Origin of the sequence: Thermophilibacter mediterraneus (genome assembly GCF_900119385.1) — a bacterium.
In the GTDB taxonomy this organism is placed as follows: domain Bacteria; phylum Actinomycetota; class Coriobacteriia; order Coriobacteriales; family Atopobiaceae; genus Thermophilibacter; species Thermophilibacter mediterraneus.
In genome coordinates this window covers 1-25,679 of the sequence record NZ_FPKO01000008.1, presented here as the reverse complement: position 1 = coordinate 25,679, position 25,679 = coordinate 1, and the positions used below count along the sequence as shown (strand labels likewise).

General features: G+C 71.7%; 17 protein-coding genes and 1 tRNA gene. 10 read left to right on the top strand and 8 right to left on the bottom strand.

Annotated elements, in window-relative coordinates; genetic code table 11:
• Positions 1 to 3: 3 nt before the first annotated feature.
• The 5 genes from BQ7106_RS02230 to BQ7106_RS02210 all read right to left on the bottom strand — a co-directional run bounded on the left by BQ7106_RS02230 (position 4) and on the right by BQ7106_RS02210 (position 8,015).
• On the bottom strand, positions 4 to 1,311 hold the full coding sequence (locus BQ7106_RS02230) for a tetratricopeptide repeat protein (RefSeq protein WP_072370687.1): 1,308 nt from the start codon (positions 1,309 to 1,311) through the stop codon (positions 4 to 6).
• Positions 1,312 to 1,320: 9 nt separating this feature from the next.
• Entirely contained in the window at positions 1,321 to 1,887 is a 567-nt protein-coding gene (locus BQ7106_RS02225; protein WP_072370684.1) for a peptidylprolyl isomerase, read from the bottom strand.
• Positions 1,888 to 1,976: 89 nt separating this feature from the next.
• Entirely contained in the window at positions 1,977 to 2,945 is a 969-nt protein-coding gene (locus BQ7106_RS02220) for a zinc ribbon domain-containing protein (protein ID WP_072370680.1), read from the bottom strand.
• Positions 2,942 to 5,635: an aconitate hydratase AcnA gene (gene acnA, locus BQ7106_RS02215; protein WP_072370677.1), complete on the bottom strand. Its 2,694-nt coding sequence runs from the start codon at positions 5,633 to 5,635 to the stop codon at positions 2,942 to 2,944. Before acnA ends, BQ7106_RS02220 begins: the two co-directional genes overlap by 4 nt.
• Positions 5,625 to 8,015, bottom strand: coding sequence for an HAD-IC family P-type ATPase (locus BQ7106_RS02210; RefSeq protein ID WP_072370674.1), 2,391 nt, complete (start codon positions 8,013 to 8,015; stop codon positions 5,625 to 5,627). Before BQ7106_RS02210 ends, acnA begins: the two co-directional genes overlap by 11 nt.
• Positions 8,016 to 8,197: 182 nt before the next feature.
• Here BQ7106_RS02210 and BQ7106_RS02205 point away from each other — a divergent pair.
• From BQ7106_RS02205 to aroQ, 9 genes are all read left to right on the top strand, one after another.
• A tRNA-Arg gene (locus BQ7106_RS02205) sits at positions 8,198 to 8,274 on the top strand.
• A 554-nt stretch (positions 8,275 to 8,828) separates the two neighbouring features.
• Entirely contained in the window at positions 8,829 to 9,854 is a 1,026-nt protein-coding gene (gene aroF, locus BQ7106_RS02200; protein ID WP_072370671.1) for a 3-deoxy-7-phosphoheptulonate synthase, read from the top strand.
• Entirely contained in the window at positions 9,855 to 10,742 is an 888-nt protein-coding gene (locus BQ7106_RS02195) for a prephenate dehydrogenase (RefSeq protein ID WP_072370668.1), read from the top strand.
• Positions 10,739 to 11,842, top strand: a complete 1,104-nt coding sequence (gene aroB, locus BQ7106_RS02190) for a 3-dehydroquinate synthase (protein WP_072370664.1) — start codon at positions 10,739 to 10,741, stop codon at positions 11,840 to 11,842. The genes BQ7106_RS02195 and aroB overlap by 4 nt, the downstream gene beginning before the upstream one ends.
• Positions 11,843 to 11,922: 80 nt before the next feature.
• Positions 11,923 to 13,242: a 3-phosphoshikimate 1-carboxyvinyltransferase gene (gene aroA, locus BQ7106_RS02185; RefSeq protein ID WP_072370661.1), complete on the top strand. Its 1,320-nt coding sequence runs from the start codon at positions 11,923 to 11,925 to the stop codon at positions 13,240 to 13,242.
• A complete protein-coding gene (gene aroC, locus BQ7106_RS02180; RefSeq protein ID WP_072370658.1) occupies positions 13,242 to 14,360 on the top strand; it encodes a chorismate synthase in 1,119 nt (372 codons plus the stop codon). Before aroA ends, aroC begins: the two co-directional genes overlap by 1 nt.
• A 178-nt stretch (positions 14,361 to 14,538) precedes the next feature.
• Positions 14,539 to 15,690 (top strand): bifunctional chorismate mutase/prephenate dehydratase, encoded by a 1,152-nt coding sequence (locus BQ7106_RS02175; protein ID WP_072370653.1) that lies wholly within the window; start codon positions 14,539 to 14,541, stop codon positions 15,688 to 15,690.
• Positions 15,690 to 16,997, top strand: a complete 1,308-nt coding sequence (locus tag BQ7106_RS02170) for a shikimate kinase (RefSeq protein ID WP_072370649.1) — start codon at positions 15,690 to 15,692, stop codon at positions 16,995 to 16,997. Before BQ7106_RS02175 ends, BQ7106_RS02170 begins: the two co-directional genes overlap by 1 nt.
• Positions 16,998 to 17,180: 183 nt before the next feature.
• On the top strand, positions 17,181 to 18,155 hold the full coding sequence (gene aroQ / locus BQ7106_RS02165) for a type II 3-dehydroquinate dehydratase (RefSeq protein ID WP_072370646.1): 975 nt from the start codon (positions 17,181 to 17,183) through the stop codon (positions 18,153 to 18,155).
• A 75-nt stretch (positions 18,156 to 18,230) separates the two neighbouring features.
• Here aroQ and BQ7106_RS02160 read toward each other — a convergent pair whose 3' ends face one another.
• Entirely contained in the window at positions 18,231 to 18,833 is a 603-nt protein-coding gene (locus BQ7106_RS02160; RefSeq protein ID WP_072370643.1) for a 5-formyltetrahydrofolate cyclo-ligase, read from the bottom strand.
• Positions 18,834 to 18,978: 145 nt separating this feature from the next.
• Between BQ7106_RS02160 and trpS the strand changes: the two genes are divergently transcribed.
• Entirely contained in the window at positions 18,979 to 20,028 is a 1,050-nt protein-coding gene (gene trpS / locus BQ7106_RS02155) for a tryptophan--tRNA ligase (RefSeq protein ID WP_072370640.1), read from the top strand.
• Between the two features lie 297 nt (positions 20,029 to 20,325).
• Here the strand turns inward: trpS and BQ7106_RS02150 are convergent, their stop codons facing one another.
• Both BQ7106_RS02150 and argF read right to left on the bottom strand, forming a co-directional pair.
• Positions 20,326 to 21,426 carry a hypothetical protein gene (locus tag BQ7106_RS02150; RefSeq protein WP_072370637.1) on the bottom strand — a complete coding sequence of 367 codons (1,101 nt, stop codon included), beginning with the start codon at positions 21,424 to 21,426 and terminating at the stop codon, positions 20,326 to 20,328.
• 507 nt (positions 21,427 to 21,933) lie between these two features.
• On the bottom strand, positions 21,934 to 22,932 hold the full coding sequence (gene argF / locus BQ7106_RS02145; RefSeq protein ID WP_072370635.1) for an ornithine carbamoyltransferase: 999 nt from the start codon (positions 22,930 to 22,932) through the stop codon (positions 21,934 to 21,936).
• Positions 22,933 to 25,679 lie beyond the last annotated feature (2,747 nt).

Here is a 25,679-nt window from a genome sequence, read left to right as displayed (position 1 = left end):
ACCCTAGTCCGTAGAGGTGGTACCGGCATCGTCCTGGGAGCTGTAGACGGGCGTGACGCCGCTGACCTTCCAGCCCACGCCGTCTCGACGCATCTGAATCTCGAAGTCCTGCTCGCCGCCGGAGGAGAGGCTGGCGGTGAGGAAGACGGTGGAGTCGGTCATGGAGCGGTCGCAGCCCTTGACCTCGATCGTGGCGTCGACGGGAAGGACGTCGGACCACTCCTGGATCTGCGAGGTCGAGGTGCCGCTCGTCACGTACTGGGCGATGTCGACGCCCGAGGACTTGGCGTCGAAGAGCTGCTCGGCGACCGCCTCCTGGGAGGGGATGCCGTAGCCGCGCACGTACGCGAAGACCGCGGCGCCGACCGCGAGGACGAGCAGGACCAGAAAGACGATGAGGACCTTGAGGCCGGTGTGGCGGTGCTTGCGCCGGACCTTGCGCTCGCGCTTGTCGGCCTCCATGAGGTCCTCCTCGTTGACCGAGAAGAAGCCGGTGTCCTCCGGGGAGGGCATGAGCTCGCCCGAGGCGCCCGTGGGGTCGAGCGGGTCGTAGCCGACGCCGTAGCCGGCGGCCTGGAGCAGCGCGTCGGTCTCGGAGGGACGGCGCTCGGCGAGGGCGGCGAGGGCCTTGCGCGCCGCGTCATAGGAGGCCTGCGCCTCCGGCGAGAGCGTGAAGGTGCCGTCCGCGGTCGCGTGCGCGAAGGAGTCGACCGCCTCGGACATGCGGTTGGCGGCGACGTAGGCGAGGCCGAGGTCGCACCAGATCCTGTTCTGGCTCTCGAGCGGCGTGGTGAAGTCGAGCGCGGTGCGGTAGGCCTCGACGGCGTCGACGGCGCGCCCGAGCCTCATGAAGCAGCTCCCCAGGTTGGAGAGGGCCACGGAGGGGGCGGGGTTGGCCTCGTCGATGGCGGCGCTGCGGTAGGCCATGCCGGCGTTGCGGACGTCGCCGAGCTGCTCGTAGGCGGAGCCGAGCGCCATGTAGGCCTTGTAGGGCGTGGCGTAGCCCTGGTCGGCGACGGCGTCGGTGAGGGCGGCGACGGCGTCCTGGGCCCTGCCCGCGGCGAGCAGCGCGCGCCCGCGGTTGCACTGGAGCGCGCCCCGGCGCCCGTAGGCCGCGTCGGCAAGGGCGGACTCGTAGGCGCGCGCCGCGGCGTCGAACTGGCCGAGCTTCATGTACGCGTTGCCGCGCAGGTGGTCAACCTCGCCCGCGACCTCGCCGGGGGCGGTCGCGTCCGCGAGGCGCGTGAGCGCACCGAGCCAGTCTGAGTTCTGGTAGGCGAGCTTGCCCGATTCGTATGCCTGCTGATTCACAGTGCCCTCCTAGGAGCGGGTGTTCCGCTCGTCGCCCGCGTGCTCGATTCTGACGGAGTTGATGACGTCGCCGGCGCGCAGGCTCGAGATGACGTCGAGGCCCTCGACCGCCTGGCCGAAGACCGTGTAGCCCGAGTCGAGCCCGTGCTGGGCGCCGAGGCAGAAGTAGAACTGGGAGCCGGCGGAGTCGGGGTCTGCGGAGCGGGCCATCGCAAGCGCCCCGTCCTCGTGAGAGTTGCGAGGGTTGGTGGAGAACTCCTGGCGGATGCGGTAGCCGGGGCCGCCCGTGCCGGGGCGGCCGGTCGGACCGGGCCTCCCGGAGGCGACCTCCTCGGGCGTCATGTCGCGCGTGTTGGGGCAGCCGCCCTGGATGACGAACCCGGGCACGTAGCGGTGGAACTTGAGCCCGTCGTAGAAGCCCGAGGTCGCGAGCTCGCAGAAGTTGGCGACGTGGACGGGCGCGCCGGCGCCGTCGAGCCGGGCGCGGACGGTGCCCTTCGAGGTGTCGAAGACGGCGATCTCGTCACCGGTCAGGTCGTAGGTCGGCGTGTAGAGCGGGTCGCTGATGAAGCCCATGAGCCCTCCTGTCTCTTCCAACTAGATGATTCTATCAGTATGCGCCATGGTTCACATTTTCGGCAGAGACGAGCGGCGCGCGGGGCACGTCATGCGGCCGGTGCCCAGTCGTCGTAGTTCTCCGAGAAGAACGAGGCGTACTCCGCCGAGGCGCTCACGTCCGCAAGGATGGAGTCGCGCTCGTCGGCGGGCCGGTCCGCCTCCGCGGAGCGCGACCAGCCGTCCTCGAGCGCGTCGCAGCGGTTCCGCAGCCAGTTGCCGAGCGTGAGGAGGTGCTGGACCTCGTCCGCGTTGTCGCTCGACTCGAGGCCGCCGATCGACTCGATGAGGTTGGAGACCTCGATCGAGAGCGCCCTCACGTCCTCGAGGCCCTGCGCGCGCTCCTCGGCGCTGCCGGTCAGCCCGACGTCGCCGAGCGACTCCTCGCTGGCGTCGGCGCGCTCGGAGAGGTCGCCGAGCTCCCCGTGGTACTGCACGAGGAGCTCGGCGGACGACTGGGTCTCGGAGCCCTGGCCCGTCTGCTTGTCCTGGCCCGTGAGGGACTCGAGCAGCCCGGGGAAGCCCTGCATCGAGGTGTCGGCCGGCGTGGTGGCCGAGATCCGGTTGGCCTCGGGGTCCCAGGGGTGCGTGATGAGCAGCGCCGCCCCGCCCACCACCACGAGGGCGAGCAGCCCCGCGAGGGCGAGGGCGCGCGTGCGCGGCATCCGGTCGACCCGTCGCGTGGGAAGCGACGCGTCGTCCACCGGCGGGATGGCGCTCTCGATGCGCGTCATGACGCCGGTGCGCCCCTCCTCGGAAAGCGCGTCCATCACGCCCGTGTTGCCGATCTCGGGGAGGTCGAGGTCGCGCACCGAGCGCGCGGAGAGCGGCTCGTCGGCGACGAGCGAGGCCCCGCACTTGGGGCACTCGCTCGCGCCGGGGGCGACCAGCGCCCCGCAGCTCGGGCACCACGTGGCGTCGGATATCGAGATCTTGCGCGTCACGTCGAGCGAGGAGCGGCAGCTCGGGCACGTCAGCGCACCGTCGGGCACCTGCGCGCCGCAGGAGGGACATCTCATCGGCGCGACTCGTCTCCCCCCTGCTCGGCGATGCGGCCGAGGACGTAGGGAAGGATGCCGCCGCTCGAGAGGAAGGCCCCCTCCATCGGGGTGTCGACGCGCACGACGCACTCGAAGCGCGTCTCGGTCCCGTCGGCGCGCCGCGCCGTCACCACGGTGGTCCTTCTCGCCGGAAGGCCGCCCGACAGGTCGACCGGGGCGACGTCGAAGGTCTCGTCCCCGCGAAGGCCGAGGCTCTCGGCTCCCTGGCCGTCGAGGAACTGCAGCGGCAGGACGCCCATCTGCACGAGGTTGGAGCGATGGATTCGCTCGAAGCTCTCGGCGATGACGGCGCGCACGCCCAGCAGCAGCGGGCCCTTGCCCGCCCAGTCGCGGCTCGAGCCCGAGCCGTAGAGCTTGCCGGCGACCACCACGAGCGGCACGCCCGCATCCCCGTAGGCGCGCGCCGCGTCGAAGATGGGCACGACCTCCCCGGTGAGGAGGTTCTTGGTCCAGCCCCCCACGCGACCGTCGGCGAGGGCGTTCTTGAGCCTGACGTTGGCGAAGGTGCCCCGCGCCATGACCTCGTGGTTGCCACGGCGCGCGCCGTAGGTGTTGAAGTCCTCGCGCTCGACGCCGCGCTCCTCGAGGTAGCGGGCCGCGGGAGAGTCGGCGGCTATCGAGCCCGCCGGGGATATGTGGTCCGTCGTCACGAAGTCGCCGAGCATCGCGAGGGCGCGGGCGCCCTCGACGGAGACGACGCGCCGCTCGCGGGCGATCTCGAAGTACGGCGCGCGGCGGACGTAGGTCGAGGACTCGTCCCAGGGGAACGTCGCGGACTCCCCCGCCTCGATCGAGCGCCAGGTCGAGGACCCCTCGAGCAGCCCGCGCGCGCCCTCCTCGAACAGCGACGCGTCGAGGCTGCCGGCGAGCGCGGCGGCGACCTCCTCGTCGGTGGGCATGATGTCGGAGAGCATGACGGGCGCGCCGCCCTCGCCCAGGCCGATAGGCTCGACGGAGAGGTCGACGTCGACGGTGCCCGCGAGCGAGTAGGCCACCACGAGGGCGGGCTGGCAGAGGTAGTTCTGGCTCACGTCGGGCGAGATCCTGCCCTCGAAGTTGCGGTTGCCGGAGAGCACGCTCGTGAGCTCCATGTCGGCCGCGCGCGCCCTGAGGCAGTCCTTTATCTCGCCGGAGTTGCCGATGCAGCTCATGCACCCGAACCCGCACGTGTAGAAGCCGAGCTCGCGGAGGGGCTCGATCAGGCCGCAGCGCTCGAGCAGGAGCTCGGTGGCGTGGCTGCCGGGCGCGAGGACCTTCTTGACCCAGGGGCGCGGCCGCAGGCCGCGCTCGACGGCGTGGCGCGCGGCGAGGCCCGCGGCGACCATCATCGCGGGGTCGGTCGCGGTGGTGCAGCTCGTGATCGCGGCGATGGCGATGGCGCCGTGCGCGAGCTCGCCGACGCCCTCGACCTCGAAGCGCTCGGAGAGGTCGCGGCCCGCCGCGCGCGCCGACGACTCGAAGCGCTCCCTGAGCCCCGAGACGCCCACGCGGTCGTGCGGGCGCGAGGGGCCGGCGAGGGAGGGCTCGACCGAAGAGAGGTCGAGCTCGAGCGTGCGCGCGTAGGTGCGCCGGTCGGCGCCCTCGTCTCCCCAGACGCCCTGGGCCTCGAGGTAGGCGCGGGCGAAGGCGAGCTCCGCTGGGTCGCGCCCGGCGAGCTCGAGGTAGTCGAGGGTGGCGTCGTCGACCGGGAAGAGCGTGGCGGTGGCGCCGTACTCGGGCGTCATGTTGGCGACGCAGGCGCGCTGGGTGGCGGTGAGCGACGAGACGCCCTCGCCCGTCACCTCGACGATCGAGCCGACGACGCCCGCGGAGCGCAGGAGCTGCGCCACCGTGAGCGCCACGTCCATGCCCGAGGACCCGGGGCGCAGGGCCCCGACGAGCCGCAGCTCGGTGACGGGCGGGACGAGCATGGAGACCGGCTGGCCGAGCGCCGCGGCCTCCGCCTCGATGCCGCCGACGCCCCAGCCGAGCACGCCGACGCCGTTGGCCGTCGTGGTGTGGGAGTCGGTCCCCACGAGCGTGTCGAAGCACGCGTGGTCGCCGCCGTCGGAGAGGGCGTCGGTGGTCACGACGCTGCAGAGGCGCTCGATGTTGAGCTGGTGGCAGATGCCGCCGCCGGGCGGGACGATCTCGACGTTGCGAAACGACCTGCTCGCCCACTTGAGGAAGGCGAAGCGCTCGCGGTTGCGGCGCGCCTCGAGGCGCTGGTTGGCCTCGACGGCGCCCGGGCACTCGGCCTCGTCGGCGATCACGGAGTGGTCGACCACGAGCGTGCACGGGACGAGCGGGTTGACGCGCAGCGGGTCGCCGCCGCGCTCGACCATGGCGTCGCGCATGGCGGCGAAGTCGACGAAGACCGGGACGCCGGTGAAGTCCTGGAAGAGCACGCGCGCGGGCATGAACTCGATCTCGTCGCCGGCCTCCCCGGCGCACCCGGCGCGCACGACGGCCTCGGCCATGCGGACGGCGTCGTCGTCCGTCGCCGCCCGTCGCACGACGTTCTCGAGCAGCGTGACGAGCGCGCGCGGGAGGCGCTCGGCCCCCGGGACGCCGGATACCACGGTTGCCGGGCGCGCGATGCCTGACGCCTCGACGCGCGCGGGACGGCGGGCGGCGAGGACCGCCGCGCGGAAGTCGCTAGTTGCCATGCTTTCCCTCAACCTTTCTCACGAGACGGGAGAAGCGTTCGCTCTTCTCGTACCCACCGAGCGAGCGGTCGTACATCACGTTGAAGAGCGCGACGGAAAGCGCACCCGCGACGATGGCGACGACACCCATGCTACCCGTAAGGTCGACGAATTCGAAGAAGGGGGCGAAGACCGTACACCCAAGCGCAACAATGGCGACGACCACCGCCAGCAGCGCGGCGCGCATCGGCGTCATAGGCTGCGAGATCCGCCAGATGAGCGCGACGCCCACGAAGGCGACGAGCATCGTGCACACCGTCGAGACCTCGCCGAAGGAGTGCGACAGCACCCGCCCGACGACGATCTCCGCCACGAGCGCGACGACGATCGCCGCGGAGGCCGGCAGCGAGCGGGCCAGAACGTTGGCGAGGAAGCTCCCGCGGACGAGCTCGTGGTTGGGCTCGAGCGCGAGGACGAACGAGGGGATGCCGATGATCGCGGTGGAGAGCAGCGACATCTGGATGGGGATGAACGGGTAGGGCGGCATCACCACGCACACGAGGGCGAGAAGCGCGGTGAACACGGTCTTCACGAGGAAGAGCGAGGCGGAGCGCTGGAGGTTGTTGATCGAGCGCCGCCCCTCGGCGACGACCTCGGGCATGTGGGCGAAGTCGTTGTCGGCGAGCACGATCTCCGAGACGTTGCGCGCGGCGGCGGAGCCGGAGGCCATCGCCACGGAGCAGTCGGCCTCGCGCAGGGCGAGCACGTCGTTGACGCCGTCCCCGGTCATGGCCACCACGCGCCCGCGTCGATGGAGCGCCTGCACGAGCTCGCGCTTCTGCTGCGGCGTCACGCGCCCGAAGACGCGCGCGCCGTCCACGGCGGCGTCGAGCTCCGCGTCGGAGGAGAGGGAGCTCGCGTCCACGCACCTCTCGGCGAGCGGGACGCCGGCGCGCGCGGCGATCGCGGACACCGTCCGGGGGTCGTCGCCCGAGATGACCCTGAGCTCGACGCCCTGCTCGACGAAGAAGCGCATGGTCTGCTCGGCGGTCGGCCTGATCTCGTCGCGTATGGCCACGCATCCCAGCAGCGAGACCTCGCCGAGGATGCCCCCCTCGCCGTCGAAGCCCCGGGCCTCGCCCACCACGAGCACGCGCTCCGTCGCGTCGAAGGCACGCGCGAGCTCGTCGGCCTCCGCGGCGCGCGCGGGACCGAGCACGAACGCGGCGGCGCCCATGACGAGCGCCCGTCCCGACGAGGTGACGCAGCCGGAGTACTTGCGCGCCGAGCTGAAGGGCACCACGCGCACGACCGGCTCGACCGCGACGTCGCAGAGCGAGGCGTGGCGCAGGATGGCCCGCGCCGTCTCGTTGGCGTCGGCCTCGTTGGCCGCGACGATGGTCGCCAGGGCGCGCTCGACCTCGGCCGTCGCGGCGCCCGGGGCCGCCACGACGCTCGCCACCTCCATCTCGCCGGTGGTGATCGTGCCCGTCTTGTCGAGGCAGAGCGTGTCCACGCGCGCGAGCGTCTCGACGCAGTAGGCCTGCTGCACGAGGACCATTCGCCTGCCGAGCCTGAAGGTCGCGATGGCGAGGACCGACGAGGTGAGAAGGACGAGCCCCTGCGGGATCATCCCGATGACCGCCGCCACCGAGGTGAGGATGGCGTCGCCCAGGCTGCCGCCGTCCATGAGGAGGCTGCGCAGGAACAGCGCGAGGCCGAGCGGCACGAGCACCACGGTGCCGAGGCGGATGATGGCGTTCAGGGTGTCGCGGATCTCCGAGCGCACCGCCTTGACGTACTTTGCCTCGGCGTTGATGCGCGCCGCGTAGCCCTCGGCCCCGACGCGCGTCACCCGCGCGACGAGGCTTCCGGCGTCGACGAAGCTGCCCGAGAGCAGCTCGTCGCCGGGGCCCTTGGAGACCGGCTTGGACTCGCCCGTGAGCAGGCTCTCGTTCATCGAGACGTGCCCGGAGACGATGACGGCGTCCGCAGGCACCTGGTCCCCGTGGGAGAGCCGCACGAGGTCGTCGGCGACGAGCTCGGAGGGCGGGAGCGTGACCTCGCCCGCGGCGCGGACGACCACGACCTCCTTCTGGGTGAGGATGGTGAGGCGGTCCACCATGCGCTTGGCGCGGACCTCCTGCGCGACGCCGATGAGCAGGTTGGCGGCGACGACGAGCATGAAGAGCATGTTGCGGTACTGCCCGGTCAGCAGCACGAGCAGGGCGAGCGCGAGGTTGACCGCATTGAACAGCGTCAGGGCGTGCTCGGCAACGATCTGGCCCACCGACTTGGTGCGCACGTCGGTGTTTGCGTTGGTCCGGCCGTCGGCCACGCGCTCGGCGACCTCCTCGTCGGTGAGGCCCGCGAGCTCGGCGCCCCTCTCGTCGTCGGTCATCTCTCCCCTCCCGCCTGCGGACATACGCCAGCCATTGTGCCACGCGGCGGCGGCGCGGCCCCAAACCTTACAAAAAGGAGAGACTCCCCGGTCGTGCCGGCGCGGCGCGGCGACCTCCCGCCGCCTTTTTTGCCAACCCGGTCGCGGGGTGGCGGCAAGTGCGCTATACTGTCCAGTCGCACGCGCCCATAGCTCAGTGGATGAGAGCGTCTGCCTCCGGAGCAGAAGGTCGTGGGTTCGAATCCCCCTGGGCGCACCACGATTGCCGGGCCCGGCCCCACCATGGGGTCGGGCCTTTTCTAATCTGAGCTCAACATTGTCAAGGGGCAAAACCGGCCCGGCCGCCCGCGGAGCCTCCGCGGCCGACCGGGCCGCCGGCTTGCCGAGCATGCCATATCGCCCAGAATGCCACATAGCACAGAGAGGGGCCCTGGAGGGGGCCGAACCGTGCACCCAGGCATGCTCGGGCCGCCCGTCGGCGAGGCGCCGGTCAGTCTTGCCCCGCCCGTCGGCGACGCGTCGGCCGGTCATGCGCCCCCCGGTCGGCGGCGCGGCCGCCGTCGCCCGACCCATGGAGCCGCGGCGCTGGGAGGGCCCAACGATCGGCTCAAATCGCCTCCGCCCCGCCACGGCGGCCCCGACGGGGCCGCACGACCCGTCCACGAACCCAAGACCCGTAACCCAGCGGATACGACGCCGTGGTACGATGGCACGCATTTCCGCGCAACGGGGCCCGTGCCCGGTCCCGGCGCGGGGCGCGGGCGCAGCGCGCGACCGCGCGAAGAGCGGACCGCAGACCGGAGGGAGGCCCACATGATCGCAGTAGTCAAGAGCACCGCCACGACCCAGCAGCTCGACCAGCTCGTCGCCTGGATCGAGGGGCGCGGCTTCAAGACCAACGTCTCGCAGGGAGACAACGAGACCCTCGTCGGCATCATCGGCGACACGACCCAGATCGACCCGTTCATCCTCGAGAGCATGGACCTCGTCGAGCGCGTCCAGCGCGTCTCCGAGCCGTTCAAGCTCGCCAACCGCAAGTTCCACCCCGAGGACACCGTCGTCGACTGCGGTCACGGCGTGCTCGTGGGCGGTGGCAGCTTCCAGGTCATCGCCGGCCCCTGCTCGGTCGAGGGCGACAACCTCATCGAGATCGCGCGCGCCGTGCGCGCCGCCGGCGCCACCATGCTGCGCGGGGGCGCCTACAAGCCCCGCACCTCCCCCTACGCCTACCAGGGCATGGGCGAGCGCGGCCTCGACCTGCTCATGGAGGCGGGCGGAGAGCTCGACATGCCCGTCGTGACCGAGGTGATGGACCCGCGCGACGTCGAGCTGTTCGTCTCCAAGGGCGTCGACGTCATGCAGGTCGGCGCGCGCAACGCGCAGAACTTCACCCTGCTCAAGGAGCTCGGGCGCACGAGCACGCCCGTCCTTCTCAAGCGCGGCATGTCGCAGACCATCGACGAGCTCGTCATGAGCGCCGAGTACGTCATGAGCGAGGGCAACCCCAACGTGATGCTGTGCGAGCGGGGCATCCGCACCTTCGAGACCAGGACGCGCAACACCTTCGACGTCAACGCCATCCCGGTCCTTCACCACCTCACGCACCTCCCCGTCGTGGGCGACCCGAGCCACGCCACCGGCTACACCCGCTACGTGCGCTCCGCCGCCTACGCCGCGACGGCCGCCGGCGCCGACGCGCTCGAGATCGAGGTCCACGACTGCCCGTCCAAGGCCTGGTCCGACGGCGCCCAGGCGCTCACGCCCGAGCAGTTCGCCGACGCCATGCGCCGCATCGCCCTCATCCGCGAGGCCGTCTGCGCACCGATCGAGGAGGCGTAGATGTCCGACGAGAAGAGCCTCGGCCCCGCGCCGACCTTCGTGCCCGGGCGCGTGGGCGTCGTGAGCCTCGGCCTCATGGGGGGCTCGTTCGCGAAGGCCTTCGCCGCCGCCGGGGTCGAGGTGTACGCGTGGAACCGCACGCGCTCGACCCTCGAGCTCGCCATGATCGAGACCGTGAGCGGCGAGCTCGACGAGTCGACGATCCCCACCTGCGAGCTCATCGTGCTCGCGGGCTACCCCGCCTCGGCCGTCGAGTGGCTCGAGCGCAGCGCGGGGCTCGTCTCCCCCGGCGCCATCGTCATCGACACCGTGGGCGTCAAGCGCGTCATCTGCCAGCGCTGCGGCGACGCGTGCGCCGGGCGCCCCTTCACCTTCGTCGGCTGCCACCCCATGGCCGGCACGCAGTACTCCGGCTTCGCCCACGCGCGCGCGACCATGTTCAAGGGGGCGCCGATGGTCGTGGTCCCGCCCGAGACCGCCGGCGACATCGAGCGCGCGGAGGTCCTCGAGCGCCTGAAGGGGCTGCTCGCCCCCTGCGCCTTCGGCAGCTTCACCCTGGCGACGGCGGCCGAGCACGACCGCATGATCGCCTACACCTCGCAGCTCGCCCACGTCGTCTCGAACGCCTACGTCAAGAGCCCCACCGCCCGCGGGCACCGCGGCTTCTCCGCCGGCTCCTACCGCGACCTCACGCGCGTCGCGCGCCTGAACGCCCCCATGTGGACCGAGCTCTTCCTCGACAACGCAGACAACCTCTCCGCTGAGCTCGGCAGGATCATCGACAGCCTCGCGGCGTACAAGGACGCCATCGACGCGGGCGACGCGGAGCGGCTCGAGGCCCTTCTCGCCGAGGGCGACGCGATCAAGCGGGAGGTCGACAGGAGATGATCGAGAAGGGCCGCGAGGGCGCTGAGCGCCTCGTGCACGTGAGCGCCGCCTCCGCAGACTACGACGTCACCGTGGGGGCGGGCACGCTCCTTGAGCTCGGGCGCATCGCCCGCGAGGCGGCGGGCGGGTCGCGCTGCTGCGTGGTGAGCGAGACCAACGTCGCCCCCCTCTACGCAGACGCGGCCGAGGCGTCGCTGGCGCGGGCCGGCTACGACGTGGCGCGCCGCATCGTCTTCTCCGCCGGCGAGCAGAGCAAGCGAATCGGCACCCTCGGGGAGATCCTCGAGGCGCTGGCCGAGCGCGAGCTCACCCGGGGCGACACGGTGGTCGCGCTCGGCGGCGGCGTGACGGGGGACATGGCGGGCCTTGCCGCGGCACTCTACCTGCGCGGCGTCGACGTGGTGCAGGTGCCGACCTCGCTTCTCGCCATGGTCGACTCCTCCGTGGGCGGCAAGACCGCGGTGGACCTCTCCGCCGGCAAGAACCTCGCGGGCGCGTTCTGGCAGCCCGCCGCCGTGGTCGCCGACGTGCGCTGCCTCGCGAGCGTCCCCGCGGACCTCTTCCGCGACTCCTGCGGCGAGGTGGTCAAGCACGCGGTCCTTGCGGACGCGGCGCTGCTCGACGAGCTGACCGCGCGCCCGCTCACCGCGGACCAGCTCGACGAGCGCAGGCTCGTCGACGTGGTGGCCCGCAACGTCGCCATCAAGCGCGACGTCGTGAACGCGGACGAGCGAGAGAGCGGCGTGCGCCAGACGCTCAACCTCGGCCACACGATCGGCCACGCCATCGAGGCCGCGAGCGACTTCGCCCGGGGGCACGGCTCGTGCGTCGCCGCCGGCCTCTGCATGATGGCGCGCGCCTGCGCGCGGCGCGGCTGGTGCGGGGGCGAGACGGCCGCGCGCATCGAGGCCTGCGTGGCCGCGCACGGCCTTCCCACCGGCTGCGAGGTGCCCGTCGACGAGCTCATGCGCTACATGGCCCACGACAAGAAGCGCCGCGGAGGCGGGGTCAACATCGTGGTGCCGGTCGAGGTCGGCGGCTGCGAGGTGCGCCGCGTCAGCCTCGAGGAGCTCCGCGAGCTGGTCGAGCTCGGGTGCTAGGCCCCGCCCCGCAGCCGCCGGGCGCGCCCCGCGCGCCGACACCGAAGCAGGAACAGCCACGACCGCCTGGAGACCATCACGTGAACGTCACCGTACAGCCCGGACAGCTCACCGGCGAGGTGGAGGCGCCGTCCTCGAAGTCCGAGGCGCACCGCCTGCTGATCTGCGCCGCCTTCGCGCCCGGCACCACCGACATCGACTGCACCACGTCCTCTGACGACATCGACGCCACCGTCTCCTGCCTCGAGGCGCTCGGCGCGCGCGTCACGCGCACCCGCCGCGGGTTCCGCGTGCGCCCGGTCCCTGGGACCTCCGCCTCGGACAACCTCCCCGAGGCGGCCCGGGGCGCCGTGCTCGACTGCGGCGAGTCGGGCTCGACCCTGCGCTTCCTCCTGCCGGTCGTCGCGGCCCTCGGGTGCGGGGCGCGCCTCGTGGGCCACGGGCGCCTGCCCGAGCGACCGCTCTCGCCGCTCTACGAGGAGCTCGTGGCCCACGGGGCGGAGCTCTCCCGCCAGGGGGAGGTCCCGCTCGTCGTGGGCGGGCGCCTGCGCGCCGGGCGCTTCTCCCTCCCCGGCAACGTCTCCTCGCAGTTCGTGAGCGGACTCATGATGGCGGCGCCGATCCTTCGCGCGCCCGTCGAGATCGACGTGGCGGAGCCCGTCGAGTCGCGCCCCTACATCGACCTCACCGCGCGGGCGCTCGAGCGCTTCGGGGCGCAGGTGTCCGAGGAGCGCGTCCGCACCGAGGCGGGTGCGGCGCGCGCCCTCGTCGTCAGCGCCCCCAGCGGACTCTCCTCGCCCGGCACCGTGTCGGTGGGGGGCGACTGGTCGGGGGCCGCGTTCTGGCTCGCGGCGGGCGCGCTCGGGGGCGCCGGGGTCGCCGTGCGCGGGCTCGACCCCGCGAGCGCCCAGGGCGACCGCCAGGTGCTCGCGGCGCTCGCCCTGCTCGGGGCCCGCGTGCTGCGCCGCGCGGACGGGGCCGCATGCGCCCCCGACGCCCTCGCGGGCCGCGACCTGTCGGTCGAGAGCTGTCCCGACCTCGTGCCCCCGCTCGCGGCCGTGGCGGCCTGCGCCGAGGGGCGCACGCGCATCCGCGGCGCCGCGCGCCTGCGCCTCAAGGAGTCCGACCGGCTCGCCACCGTCTCCGCCGTCGTCAACGACCTCGGCGGGCACGCCGAGGTCACCGCGGACGGCCTGGTCATCGAGGGCTCGCGCGCCCTGCGCGGCGGCACGGTCGACGCGGCCGGCGACCACCGGATCGCGATGATGGCCGCCGTCCTCGCGGCGCGCTGCGAGGCGCCCGTCACGATCCGCGGGGCCGAGTGCGTCTCCAAGTCCTACCCGGCCTTCTTCGAGGACCTCGCCTCCCTCGGGGGCGTCGTCGAAAGCGAGGAGATCTGATGCCCTCATCCATTGGCACCGCCCTCAGGGTCACCGTGTTCGGCCAGTCCCACTCCCCCGCCGTCGGCTGCGTGGTCGAGGGGCTCCCCGCGGGGATGCCCGTCGACCTCGAGGAGCTCTCGGCCTTCGTCGAGCGTCGCGCCCCGGGGCGCGACCCGTGGTCGACGCCGCGGCGCGAGCCCGACGCGGTGCGCGTCGTCTCGGGCCTCAACCCCGAGGGCCGCACCTGCGGGGCGCCGCTCGCCGCGCTGATAGAGAACACCAACACCCGCTCCGCCGACTACGGCAACATCCTCGAGGTGCCGCGGCCCGGACACGCCGACTTCACCGCGTGGGCGAAGTGGCACGGCGAGCAGGACGTCCCCGGCGGGGGGCACTTCTCCGGGCGCCTCACCGGGCCCCTGTGCGTGGCGGGCGGCATCGCCCTCCAGTGGCTCCGCACGAGGGGGGTCACCGTGCGCGCGCACGTGGCGGAGCTCGCGGGCATCGAGGACGAGCCGCTCGCGGCGCTCGACAACTCGCCCGAGGCCTCCCGCGCCCTCGCCGCGCAGCTTGCGGCGCTCGCCGACGGCAGGCGCGTCCCCGTCGTCGACGAGGCTGCCGGGGCGCGCATGGTCGACGCCGTCATGGCGGCGCGCTCGGAGCGGGACACCGTGGGCGGCATCGTCGAGTGCGTGGCGTGCGGCCTCCCCGCCGGCGTCGGGTCGCCGATGTTCGACGGCATGGAGAACGTGATCGCCCGCGCGCTCTTCGGCGTCCCCTCGGTGAAGGGGGTCGAGTTCGGCAGGGGCTTCGCCGCCGCGCGCCTGCGCGGCACCCAGAACAACGACCCCTACGAGGTCAGAGACGGCTCGTGCGTCCCCGTGACCAACAACGCCGGCGGCATCCTGGGCGGCATCACCACCGGCGCCCCGCTGCTCGTGCGCTGCGCCCTCAAGCCCATCTCGAGCGTGATGGTCGACCAGCGCTCCGTCGACCTCTCGACCATGGAGCCCGCGACGCTGCGCGTCCACGGTCGCCACGACACCACCGCCGTGATCCGCGCCGTCCCCGTGGTCGAGGCCGTCTGCGCGCTCGCCGTGGCCGACGCGCTTCTCGCCTGGCCGCCGCAGGAGTGAGCCGTCGGGCTCCGGGCGGGCCAAGGCCCGGGTCGAAAGACGACTCGCGTGCGTCCCGGTCGTGAGGCCCGCCGCGAGTTCTTGCCGAGCGCTTTTCTCGGCAAGCTGTCCGAGCGCCGGGTCTCACGACCGGGACGCCCGGCGACGCGCAGGTACGTAGCAAAGAGGAAGGAACGACATGGCTGAGCTCTCCGAGCTGAGACAGCAGATAGACGAGATCGACGCGGAGATCTTCCGCCTCTTCGCCGAGCGCGGGCGCGTCTCGGAGGGGGTCGCCGCCTACAAGCGCGAGCACGGCATGCGCGTCTTCGACCCCGCGCGCGAGCGAGCGAAGGTCGCCGACGCGGCCCGGCGCGCGCCGGAGGACCTTGCCACCTACGCCCAGGTGCTGATGGAGCTCCTCATGGAGGCGTCCCGCTCGCGGCAGCACGCCCTTCTCGGCGACGACGCCCCCGACGGGCTCCGCGGCGCCGTCGCGGCCGCGCGCGCCGCGACGCCCGAGCTCTTCCCCCGGTCGGCCCACGTCGCCTGCCAGGGAACCGAGGGCGCCTACTCGCAGATCGCCGCCGAGCGGATCTTCCGCAGGCCCACCATCAGCTTCGCGCCCACCTTCGACGCCGTCTTCCGCTCCGTTGAGCAGGGTGCCGCGGACTACGGCGTGCTCCCGCTCGAGAACTCGACGGCGGGCTCGGTCAACCAGGTCTTCGACCTCATGCGCGAGCACTCGTTCTACGTCGTCCGCACCACGCGCGTCAAGGTCGACCACAGCCTGCTCGCCGCGCCGGGCGCGCGCCTCGAGACCGTCCGCGAGATCTACAGCCACGAGCAGGCCATCAACCAGTGCGCAGAGTTCCTCTCGGGCCTGCCCGACGTCACGGTGCACGTCTGCGAGAACACGGCCGTCGCCGCGCGCAGCGTCGCCGAGTCGGGCCGCCGGGACGTCGCCGCGCTCGCCTCGAGCGCCTGCGCGGGGCTCTACGGCCTCGCGACGCTCTCGTCCTCGGTCCAGGACCGCGACAACAACTACACGCGGTTCGCCTGCATCTCCCGCGACCTCGAGATCTACCCCGGGGCGGACCGGGCGTCGCTCATGATCGTGCTCCCGCACGAGCCCGGCACGCTCTACAAGCTGCTCGCCAAGTTCTACGCGCTCGACATCAACCTCCTCAAGCTCGAGAGCCGCCCCATACCCGAGCGCGACTTCGAGTTCATGTTCTACTTCGACGTCGCCTGCCCGGCTGCCTCGCCCGAGCTCGCGTCGCTGCTCGGGAGCATCGGCGGGGTCTGCCAGGACGTCCGGCTCCTCGGCTGCTACTCGGAGGTGCTGTGATGACGGCGCGGGAGCGGGGCAGGGCGGGGCTGAGCGGCGGCGCCGAGTTCGGCCTGCTCGGGCGCAAGCTCGGGCACAGCTGGTCGCGGCAGATCCACGAGCGCCTCGGCTCGGCGCCCTACGACCTCGTCGAGCTCGAGCCTGACGAGGTCGCTCCCCTCGTTCGCGACGGGGCCTGGCGCGGGCTCAACGTGACCATCCCCTACAAGCGCGACGCCGCGATGCTCGCCGACGTGCGCTCGGCCGCGGTGGAGCGGCTCGGCGCGGCCAACACGCTCGTGCGCGCCGAGGACGGTTCCGTCGTCGCCGAGAACACCGACGTGCTCGGGTTCACCTGGATGCTCGCGCGCTTCTGCCGCGAGCGCCTGGGCGGCTCGCCGCGCGAGCTCCTCGACGGACGCGAGGCGGTCGTGCTCGGCACGGGCGGTGCCGCCCAGGCCGTCGCCTACGCGCTCGAGGAGCACGCGGGCGCGCGCGTGAGCCTCATCTCCCGGACCGGGGACGACACCTACACCACCCTCGCGCAGCGCCACGCCGGCGCCGTCCTTCTCGTCAACGCGACGCCGGTGGGCATGTACCCCGCCTGCCCGGCGACGCCGGTCGACGAGGGGTGCCTCGTCTCGCTGCGCGCCCTGCTCGGCGTCCTCGACATCGTCTACAACCCCCGCCGCACGGGGCTCGTGCTCCTGGCGGAGCGCCTGGGGATCCCGGCCGAGTCCGGTCTCGCCATGCTCGTGGCGCAGGCCCTCTACGCGAGCGAGCTCTTCCAGGGACGCGAGCTCGACGACGCGCTCGTGCCCAAGATCGAGGCCGCGATCACCGCGCAGACGCAGAGCGTCGCGCTCATCGGCATGCCGGGCGCGGGCAAGACGAGCTGCGGGCGGCGCCTCGCGCGTCTGCTCGGCCGCCCCTTCGTCGACATCGACGAGGCGGTGCGCACCGAGACCGGCCGAAGCGCGGCCGAGATCATCGAGCGTGACGGCGAGGACAGCTTCCGCAGGGTTGAGACGGAGCTCACGGGCCGCTACGCCGCGAGGTCGGGCCTCGTCATCGCGTGCGGCGGCGGCGTCGTCACCCGTGAGGAGAACCGCGACCTGCTCCGCCAGAACGCGACGATAGTCTTTCTCGACCGGCCGACCTCCGAGCTCAGCAGCGAGGGGCGCCCCGTCTCACAGCGCCGGGGCATCGAGGAGCTCGCCCGCGAGCGGCTCCCGCTCTACCGCGCGTGGGCGGACGTCACGGTCGAGTGCACGGGATCTGCCGCGGGGGACGCCGAGAAGATCGCGGGGCTTCTCGGCGCGCTCTGACGCGCGCGTCCGGGCGCGCGTGCGTGTCCGGACGCCGCCCACGACGCCGCTCGCGGAGTGGGACGTGCCGAGGAGGGGCACCCCGTATACTGTCACATCAGACAGCAACGACGGGTCGAGCATGCGTTGAGTGCGGAGACGGGGCTCCCACGCTCGCGATTCGACGACAGGAAGGGTCGCGACGTGGACAGAGATCAGATTGCCGAGGAGGTCCTCGCGGCGGTGGGCGGCCGGGACAACGTGACGGCCAACGACATCTGCATGACCCGCCTGCGCATCCTCACCCAGGACCCCGCCCTCGTCGACACCGACCAGCTCTCCGCCGCCCGCGGCGTCCTGGGCTTCGTAAAGCGCGGCTCCAACGGCATCGAGGTCGTGTTCGGCCCGGGCAAGGTCGAGGCGGTGCACGAGGCGCTCGTGAGGCTCACCGGCATCGAGGGGGCGGACGACGCGTTCGACGACCTCGGCAGCGGGGCCAACGCGCCCATCCACGTCCACATCACGCAGAACGCTCTGCGCGACGCCGCGCTCGCGCAGAGCCGCACCGACGAGGCCCCGGCCCATGCGGGCGACTCCGTCGACGAGCTCGTGAGCCTGCTCGACGTCATCGCCGACTCCGACGACGGGGGCGACCCGGTCGCCCCGCTCGACGAGGACGACGAGACCGCCGTCGCGCCCGCGGCGGCCGACGGGGGCGGGGCGGCGGGCGGCGCGGCGCCGGCGCGGGTGCTCGTCATCAACGGCCCCAACATCAACATGCTCGGCATTCGGGAGCCCGACATCTACGGCACCGACACCTATCAGGCCATGCTGCGCGTCTGCCACGACGCGGCGCGCGAGGCGGGGTTCTCCGACTGCACGTGCTTCCAGTCAAACCACGAGGGAGACCTCATCGACGCGATCCAGGACGCCTACGGCTCCTACGCCGGGATCATCATCAACCCCGGTGCCTACACGCACACGTCCATCGCCATCCTCGACGCGGCGAAGGCCGTCGGCCTGCCCATGATCGAGGTCCACATCTCCAACGTCGCCGAGCGCGAGGAGTTCCGCCAGGTCTCCTACATCCGCGCGGCGTGCTTCGAGACCATCATCGGCCTCGGCGTCGAGGGGTACCGCAAGGCCATGCACGACATGGCGGCGCACCTCGGGCTGTAGCCTCGTCGGGGCCCCGCCGCAGGGCGGCGCGCGCCGCGAGTCTGCGCGAAGCGTCGAGGTCCTTCTCGCCGGGTCCTACAGGTTGGGGTGGCAGCCCCAGACGGACCCCTCGCTCACGAGGAAGTCCATGGGCATGTCGTGCTCCCCCACCGGCAGGGGGTTCGACGAGAGCTGCGTCACGCGCGCCAGCCCGATCTTGTTGCCGGGGTAGAAGGCGAGGAACCGGTCGTAGTACCCCCCGCCGTAGCCCACGCGATGGCCCGACCCGTCGAAGACGAGGCCGGGGACGAGGCACGCCGAGCGCACCATCTCGGGCACGGTGAGCCGGGGCGCGTCGGGGGCGGGCTCGAGGATGCCCATCGTCCCCGGCGCGAGCTCCCCGAGCGAGAAGATCTCGCGGAAGCTCATGGAGCGTTCGACGCGGTCGACCAGCGGCACGGCGACGCGGCGGCCCTCCTCGAGCAGGTCCTCGATGAGGACGCGCGTGTCGACCTCCGCGCCGAACGAGACGTAGGTGAGCACGACGGGCGCGTCGGCGAAGACGCCGAAGGAGCGCAGCGTCGAGCGGATGGCATCGTCCGACGAGATCCTGAGGCGGGCGGGGATGGTCCGGCGAACGCGCAGGTAGTTGCTCCTGAGGGAGCTCTTGTCGGCGTCCGTGCCGTATGAGCTTGCCAAGGCTCCCCCTCTCGTCGACGTATCCCCACCAGTTTAACAGGGTTTGGCGCCCGCTCGGTGCACAAGCGGACCGATTGCCGTACCATAGGGAACCGTTGACACAACCACGAGGCTTCGCGCACGCGTGCGCACGCAAGGAGGACCCATGCCCAACGAGGGAAGCTACGAGGCCGCCAAGCGCAGGAGCGACGAGGTCCACGCCGACCTTCTCGTCAACCCCGGCGCGTACACCATGCTCACGGGCGACCGCCCGACGGGGCGCCTGCACCTCGGCCACTACTTCGGGACGCTCGTGGACCGCGTCCGCCTGCAGGAGATGGGCGTTCGCACCAACATCATCATCGCGGACTACCAGGTCATCACCGACCGGGACACCACCGAGCACATCCGCGACAACGTCTACAACATGGTCATCGACTACCTGGCGTGCGGCGTCGACCCGGCCAGGACCATGATCTTCACGCACTCGGCGGTGCCCGAGCTCAACCAGCTCATGCTGCCCTTCCTCTCGCTCGTGACCGAGGCAGAGATGGAGCGCAACCCCACCGTCAAGGCGGAGCAGGAGGCGAGCGGCCACGCCCTCACGGGGCTCCTGCTCACCTATCCCGTGCACCAGGCCTGCGACATCCTCTTCTGCAAGGGCAACATCGTGCCCGTGGGCCGCGACCAGCTGCCCCACATCGAGATCACCTCCAAGATCGCGCGGCGCTTCAACGAGCGCTACGGCCGCGTCTTCCCGGAGGTCACGGGCCTTCTCACCTCCACGCCCCTGCTCCCGGGCCTCGACGGGCGCAAGATGAGCAAGTCCTACGGCAACGCCATCGCCATCTCCATGACCGCCGAGGAGACGGCGCGCCTCATCAAGAAGTCCAAGAGCGACTCGGAGCGCATGATCACCTTTGACCCCGAGAGCCGCCCCGAGGTCTCCGGCCTGCTCACCACCGCCGGCATCTGCACCGGGCGAGACCCGCGCGAGATCGCCGAGGAGATCGGCATGGGCGGCGCCGGGCAGCTCAAGAAGTACGTCACCGAGGCCGTGAACGGCTACTTCGCCCCCATCCGAGAGCGTCGCGCAGAGATCGAGAAGGACATGGGCTACGTTGCCGACGTCCTGCACGAGGGCAACCGGCGCGCGCGCGAGATCGCCGCGGCGACCCTCGACGAGGTCCGCGAGGCAATGGGGATGGTGTACTAGCGCGGACCTGCGGTCACGGGCTAGCGGCGGCCACGGCTGGCGGCGGCCACGGCTGGCGGCGGTCACGGGCCGGCGGTCACTATGTGCGCCGAGTGCGCGCCCAGCCCAGCCAGGGGGCGCGCACTCGGCGCGCTTTCTGTCCGCGCGGACGGTAATCGCGTCGAGTGCGCGCTCGCCCCGGCCAAATGGCGCGCACTCGGGGCGCTTCTTGTCCGCGCGGACACGATACGCGTCGAGTGCGCGCCGCGCAGCGCGCACTCGACGCAATCTTTGTCGCCCCACGCGCGCCGCCACGCCTCACGGGCACGTCACCGGTGGAAGGAGATGACCCATGAGCACCCTGCGGGAACCGCGGACCTTTGGGTCGTTGAGGACCCGGCGCGCCCTTCTCGGGAAGCTCTCCCCCTCGTAGGGACCGATCACCTCGAAGAGCTGGGCGAGAAGCGCCCTCACGGCCCCTTCGTTGCGCGCGTCCTCCTTGGTGAGCGGCAGGTAGTGCATGTGGCAGAGCTCGTAGTCGCGCGCGCGACGGCTGTCCTCCGCAAGCGCCCGCTCGCTCGTGTGGTCGCCGCCCTGGTGCTCGCAGGCGGTCCGGTACCGGGGCCAGTGGAAGTCGGGACGCATGCGCTCGTGCGACACCACGTCGACGACGTCGGTGGGCCACTCAAGAGCAACGTTCTGGAGCGGGCGCGGAAGGTGAGCGCCGCCGAGGCGGGGCGGGAGGCAGAAGATGCCGTACCAGAAGGTCTCCATGGCAGAGCCCGAGCCGTCGTTTGCCAGCTGGAGCGCGCGACGGGCCAGCGCGACGCCGCGCCTTCGTCCCAGCGAACCAAGGAGCTCGATCGCCTCGCTGACGGTCCCTATGGGAGCAAGGTCGTGGGCGACATCGCCGGAAAGCGGCCTGAGCGGGTCTCGCGCGTAGATTCCGCAGAGCTCCATGGCAAGGCTGACCAGCTTGATCTGCGCCTCATCCTCCGAGAGGCGATCACCTGCGACCGCGGCGGCCAGCGCGGAGGCGGCGCTCGCCATCATCATCCCGCCGGACTCCACGAAGACGTGCGCGCAGCCTCCCCCTCCCTCGCCGAGGGGGTCCCCCGAGGAGCGCAGCACCTCGAGGTAGCAGTCGGCGGGAAGGACGCCCAGACCGGAGTGCGCCTGCACAAGCGAGCAGCGGCTTCGCGACCCGGCGTCATCGAAGCGCAGGTGAACGGGGTGAAGATCAGGCTGAAAGACCTCTCTCGGCAGCGTCTCGAGCAGCTCGTCGCGCGAGACGGAGTCGTCGGCGCCGCGAAGCGCCCGCTCGTCCGCGGGAACGAGCGCGAGCCCCGCGGTCCTCCTCGCCAGCCTCAGCATCTTCAGAGAGTCGCGAGCCGCCAGGCAGATCCTGCTCTCCCTCATGACACCACCTCCATGAGAGGAGGCTAGCGGGTCACGCGCGCACCTCGCCGCCAGGGGGCTCGCGGCCCGCTCGCGGCGACCTCCGCGAAGACGCGCTCACGCCTCGTGCGCCGAGGAAGCGGCGCCGGTGCCCGGGGTTGCGAACCCGGCCTCGAGTCGCCTCGACGCGTCCGCCTTCGCAAAATGAACACGGGCCAGCCACGACGCGGCCGGCCGCGTCAAGGGCGGGAGGTACTTCTCGCCGCCCACGATACGCGTCGAGTGCGCGCCGCGCAGCGCGCATTGGGCGCGATTTCCGTCCGCGCGGACGCAATGTGCGCCGAGTGCGCGCTCCCGGACCGGGCCGGGCGCGCACTCGAAGCGCTTCCTGTCCGCGCGGACACGATACGGGTCGACTGCGCGCTCGCCCCGGCCAAGGGGCGCGCACTCGAAGCGCTTCCTGTCCGCGCGGACACGATACGCGTCGACTGCGCGCCCACCAGCGCGCAGTCGACGTCCCGCACGTCCCTACCGCAGCGTAGCGAGCATCACGGCCTTGATCGAGTGGAGGCGGTTCTCGGCCTCCTCGAAGACGCGGCTGCGCGGCCCCTCGAAGACCTCGTCGGTCACCTCGAGCTCGGCCAGACCGAACTGCTGGTAGACCTCCTCGCCGATGGTGGTCTTGCGGTCGTGGAAGCTCGGCAGGCAGTGCATGAAGATGGCGTCGTCCGCGGCGAGCGCCATGAGCTCGGCGTTGACCTGGTACGGGGACAGCAGGCGGATGCGCTCGCCCCAGAGCTCGGAGGGCTCGCCCATGGAGACCCAGATGTCGGTGTAGATGACGCTCGCCCCGCGCGCGCCCTCCTCGACGTCGGGCGTGAGCGTGATCGTGGCGCCGGACCCCGCCGCCACGGCGCGGCACTCCTCCACGAGCGCGGCGTCCGGCATCTGCTCCGCCGGCCCGCAGGCGCAAAAGTCGATCCCCAGCTTGGCGCAGACCACCATGAGCGAGTTGCCGACGTTGTTGCCGGCGTCGCCCATGAAGGTCACCTTGCGCCCGGCCATGCCGCCGCGACCGAACTCCTCCTCCATCGTGAGCACGTCGGCGAGCATCTGCGTGGGGTGGAACTCGGTGGTGAGGCCGTTCCACACCGGCACCCCCGCGAACGCAGCGAGCTCCTCGACGCGCTCCTGCCCGAACCCTCGGTACTCGATGCCGTCGAACATGCGGCCGAGCACGCGGGCGGTGTCGGGGATGGACTCCTTCTTGCCGATCTGGCTGGCGCTCGGGTCGAGGTAGACCGCGTGCATGCCGAGGTCGGCCGCGCCGACCTCGAAGGCGCAGCGGGTGCGCGTGGAGGTCTTCTCGAAGATGAGGGCGACGTTCTTGCCCTCGAGGTAGCGGTGCGGCTCCCCCGCGCGCTTCTTGGCCTTGAGGTCCGCCGAGAGGTCGAGCAGGTAGCGAATCTCCTCCGGCGTGAAGTCGAGGAGCTTGAGGAAGTTGCGTCCGGTGAGGCTGACGGCCATGGCTCTCCTTTCGTGGGCGTTGCGCGCGGCCACGGCGCGGCGTCGCGGCGAGCGTGAGAGCTGCATCGTAGCACGCCCCGCGGAGCGCAGGCTCGGCCGTCGCGCCCGCTGGCCCGGCTCTTTTCACAACCTTAACCTTGAGGGGCGGCCGGGGCGCCGGGGCGCTGCTAGAATCATACGGACAGATCGTGCGACGGGTCCGCGCGCGCCACGCCGCGCCCCGGCGCAAGCAACGCACACATCGAAAGGCATCAGCGATGAGCAAGGACAAGAGCAAGGACGTCGCGCAGTCCCCGGCGCGCGACGGGGGCGACGCCAAGGCGGCAGCCAAGGAGCAGGCGCTCAAGAAGGCCGCGAGCAAGTACGCGGGCGAGAAGGACGACGGCTCCAAGCGCCACCAGCGCGACTTCTCGTACACGCAGAACCGCGAGCTGAGCTGGCTGCGCTTCGACGACCGCATCCTCGACGAGGCCTACGATCCCGAGGTGCCCGCCTTCGAGCGCCTCAAGTTCTGCGAGATCGTCGAGTCCAACCTCGACGAGTGGTTCATGATCCGCGTGGGCGGCCTCTCCGACCTTGCCTCCCTCAAGAACCAGCCCAAGGACAACAAGTCCAACATGACCCCCACCGAGCAGCTCGCCGCCATCTTCGACGCGCTGCCCGCCCTCGTCGAGCGCCACGAGCGCGGCCTCGCCGAGGTCGAGGCCCTGCTCGCGGAGCACGGCCTCGTGCGCGTGTCGCCCGCCGACTACACCGACGCCGACCGCGCCGCGGTCCAGCGCCACTTCGAGCGCCGCCTCGCGCCGATCATCTCCCCGCTCATCGTCGACCCGCGCCACCCGTTCCCCAACCTGCGCAACGGCCGCCTCTTCGTGGCCTGCTCGCTCGACGGCGCCGACGAGGCCGGGGTGCTCGGCATCATCGAGGTCCCGCGCACCGAGGCGCGCGTCGTGGCGCTGCCCGCGACCGCCAAGGCCTGGCGCTACACCCTGCTCGAGGACGTCCTCGAGACCTGCCTCGACCAGTGCTTCGGCGACTACGCCCCCAAGCGCTCCGCGGTGCTGCGCGTGACGCGCAACGCCGACATCGACCCCGACGGAGAGGGCGTCGAGGAGGAGGAGGACTACCGCCAGCACATGAAGAAGGTCCTCAAGCTCCGCCAGCGCCTCCAGCCCGTGCGCCTCGAGATCCGCGGGAAGCTGGGGAAGTCCCTCGAGTCGTTCATCGCCGACGAGCTCTCCCTCGAGCCGCGTCGCATCTTCAGGCTCGAGCGCCCCATCGACCTGGGCTACGTCTACGGCCTCGAGTCCCACATCCCCGACCACGAGCACGCCGCGTGCGTGTTCCGCCGCTTCGAGCCCCAGATCTCGCCGATGGTCGACCTCTCCCAGCCCATGCGCGGCCAGGTCGAGGACCACGACGTCCTTCTCACCTACCCCTACGAGTCCATGACGCCGCTGCTGCGCCTCGTGCGCGAGGCGTCCGCGGACGACGCGTGCATCTCGATCAAGATCACGCTCTACCGCGTCGCCAAGTCGAGCCACCTCTGCGAGAGCCTCATCAGCGCCGCCGAGGCGGGCAAGGACGTCACCGTCCTCATGGAGCTGCGCGCCCGCTTCGACGAGGCCAACAACATCGCCTGGGCCGAGCGCCTCGAGGACGCCGGGTGCACGGTCATCTACGGGTCCGAGGGCTTCAAGTGCCACTCGAAGATCTGCCAGATCACCTACCACGACCACGACGGCATCCGCCGCATCACGTGCCTCGGCACCGGCAACTTCAACGAGAAGACGGCGACCCTCTACTCCGACTTCATGCTCCTCACGGCCGACGAGGGCATCGGCGCCGACGGCAACACCTTCTTCCGCAACCTCTCGCTCGGCAACCTGCGCGGGACCTACCGCCAGCTCGGCGTTGCCCCCGTGGGCCTGAAGCCGCTCGTCATGCGCGGGCTCGACCGCGAGATCTCCCGCGCCCGCGAGGGCGCCCCGGCGCGCGTCTTCTTCAAGATGAACTCCCTCACCGACCGCGACGTCATCGACAAGATCTCCGAGGCGTGCGAGGCGGGCGTCAAGGTCGTCATGATCGTCCGCGGCATCTGCTGCATCAAGGCGGGCGTCCCCGGCAAGACCGACGGGCTCGTGGTGCGCCAGATCGCCGGCCGCTTCCTCGAGCACGCGCGCATCTACGCGTTCGGCGAGTACGCAGACACGATCTACCTCTCGAGCGCCGACATGATGACGCGCAACACCGAGCGTCGCGTCGAGATCGCCTACCCGGTCCGCGACCCCGCGTGCTGCGAGATCGTCCGCCACTTCATCGACCTGCAGCTCTCCGACAACGTCAAGGCGCGCCAGCTCACCTCCGAGGGGACCTGGGCGCGCGTCGAGAGCGCGCCGGACGACCCGCGCGTCAACTGCCAGGAGGAGCTCCTCCGCGAGGCCTACGAGCGCGCCCGCGCCGCCCTCGAGGAGCGCGCAGCCGCCGCCAAGGCCCCGCGCGTCGAGCCGGTCCCCGACGCGGTGCCCGAGCTCGTCACCGAGGACGCCCCGGAGGAGCAGGAGGAGCGCAACGGCGAGAAGGACGAGGTGACGAGGGAGGGCTACGTCGAGGTTCCCGTCGCCCCCGAGCCCACGAGACCTCTCTACATCTCGTATGCCGTCTTCTGCTTGAAAAAAAAAAACATCCCCCCTGCCTACCTTATTTTTATCTTTCGCAATCACATCACCTTGCATTCCACATGCAGC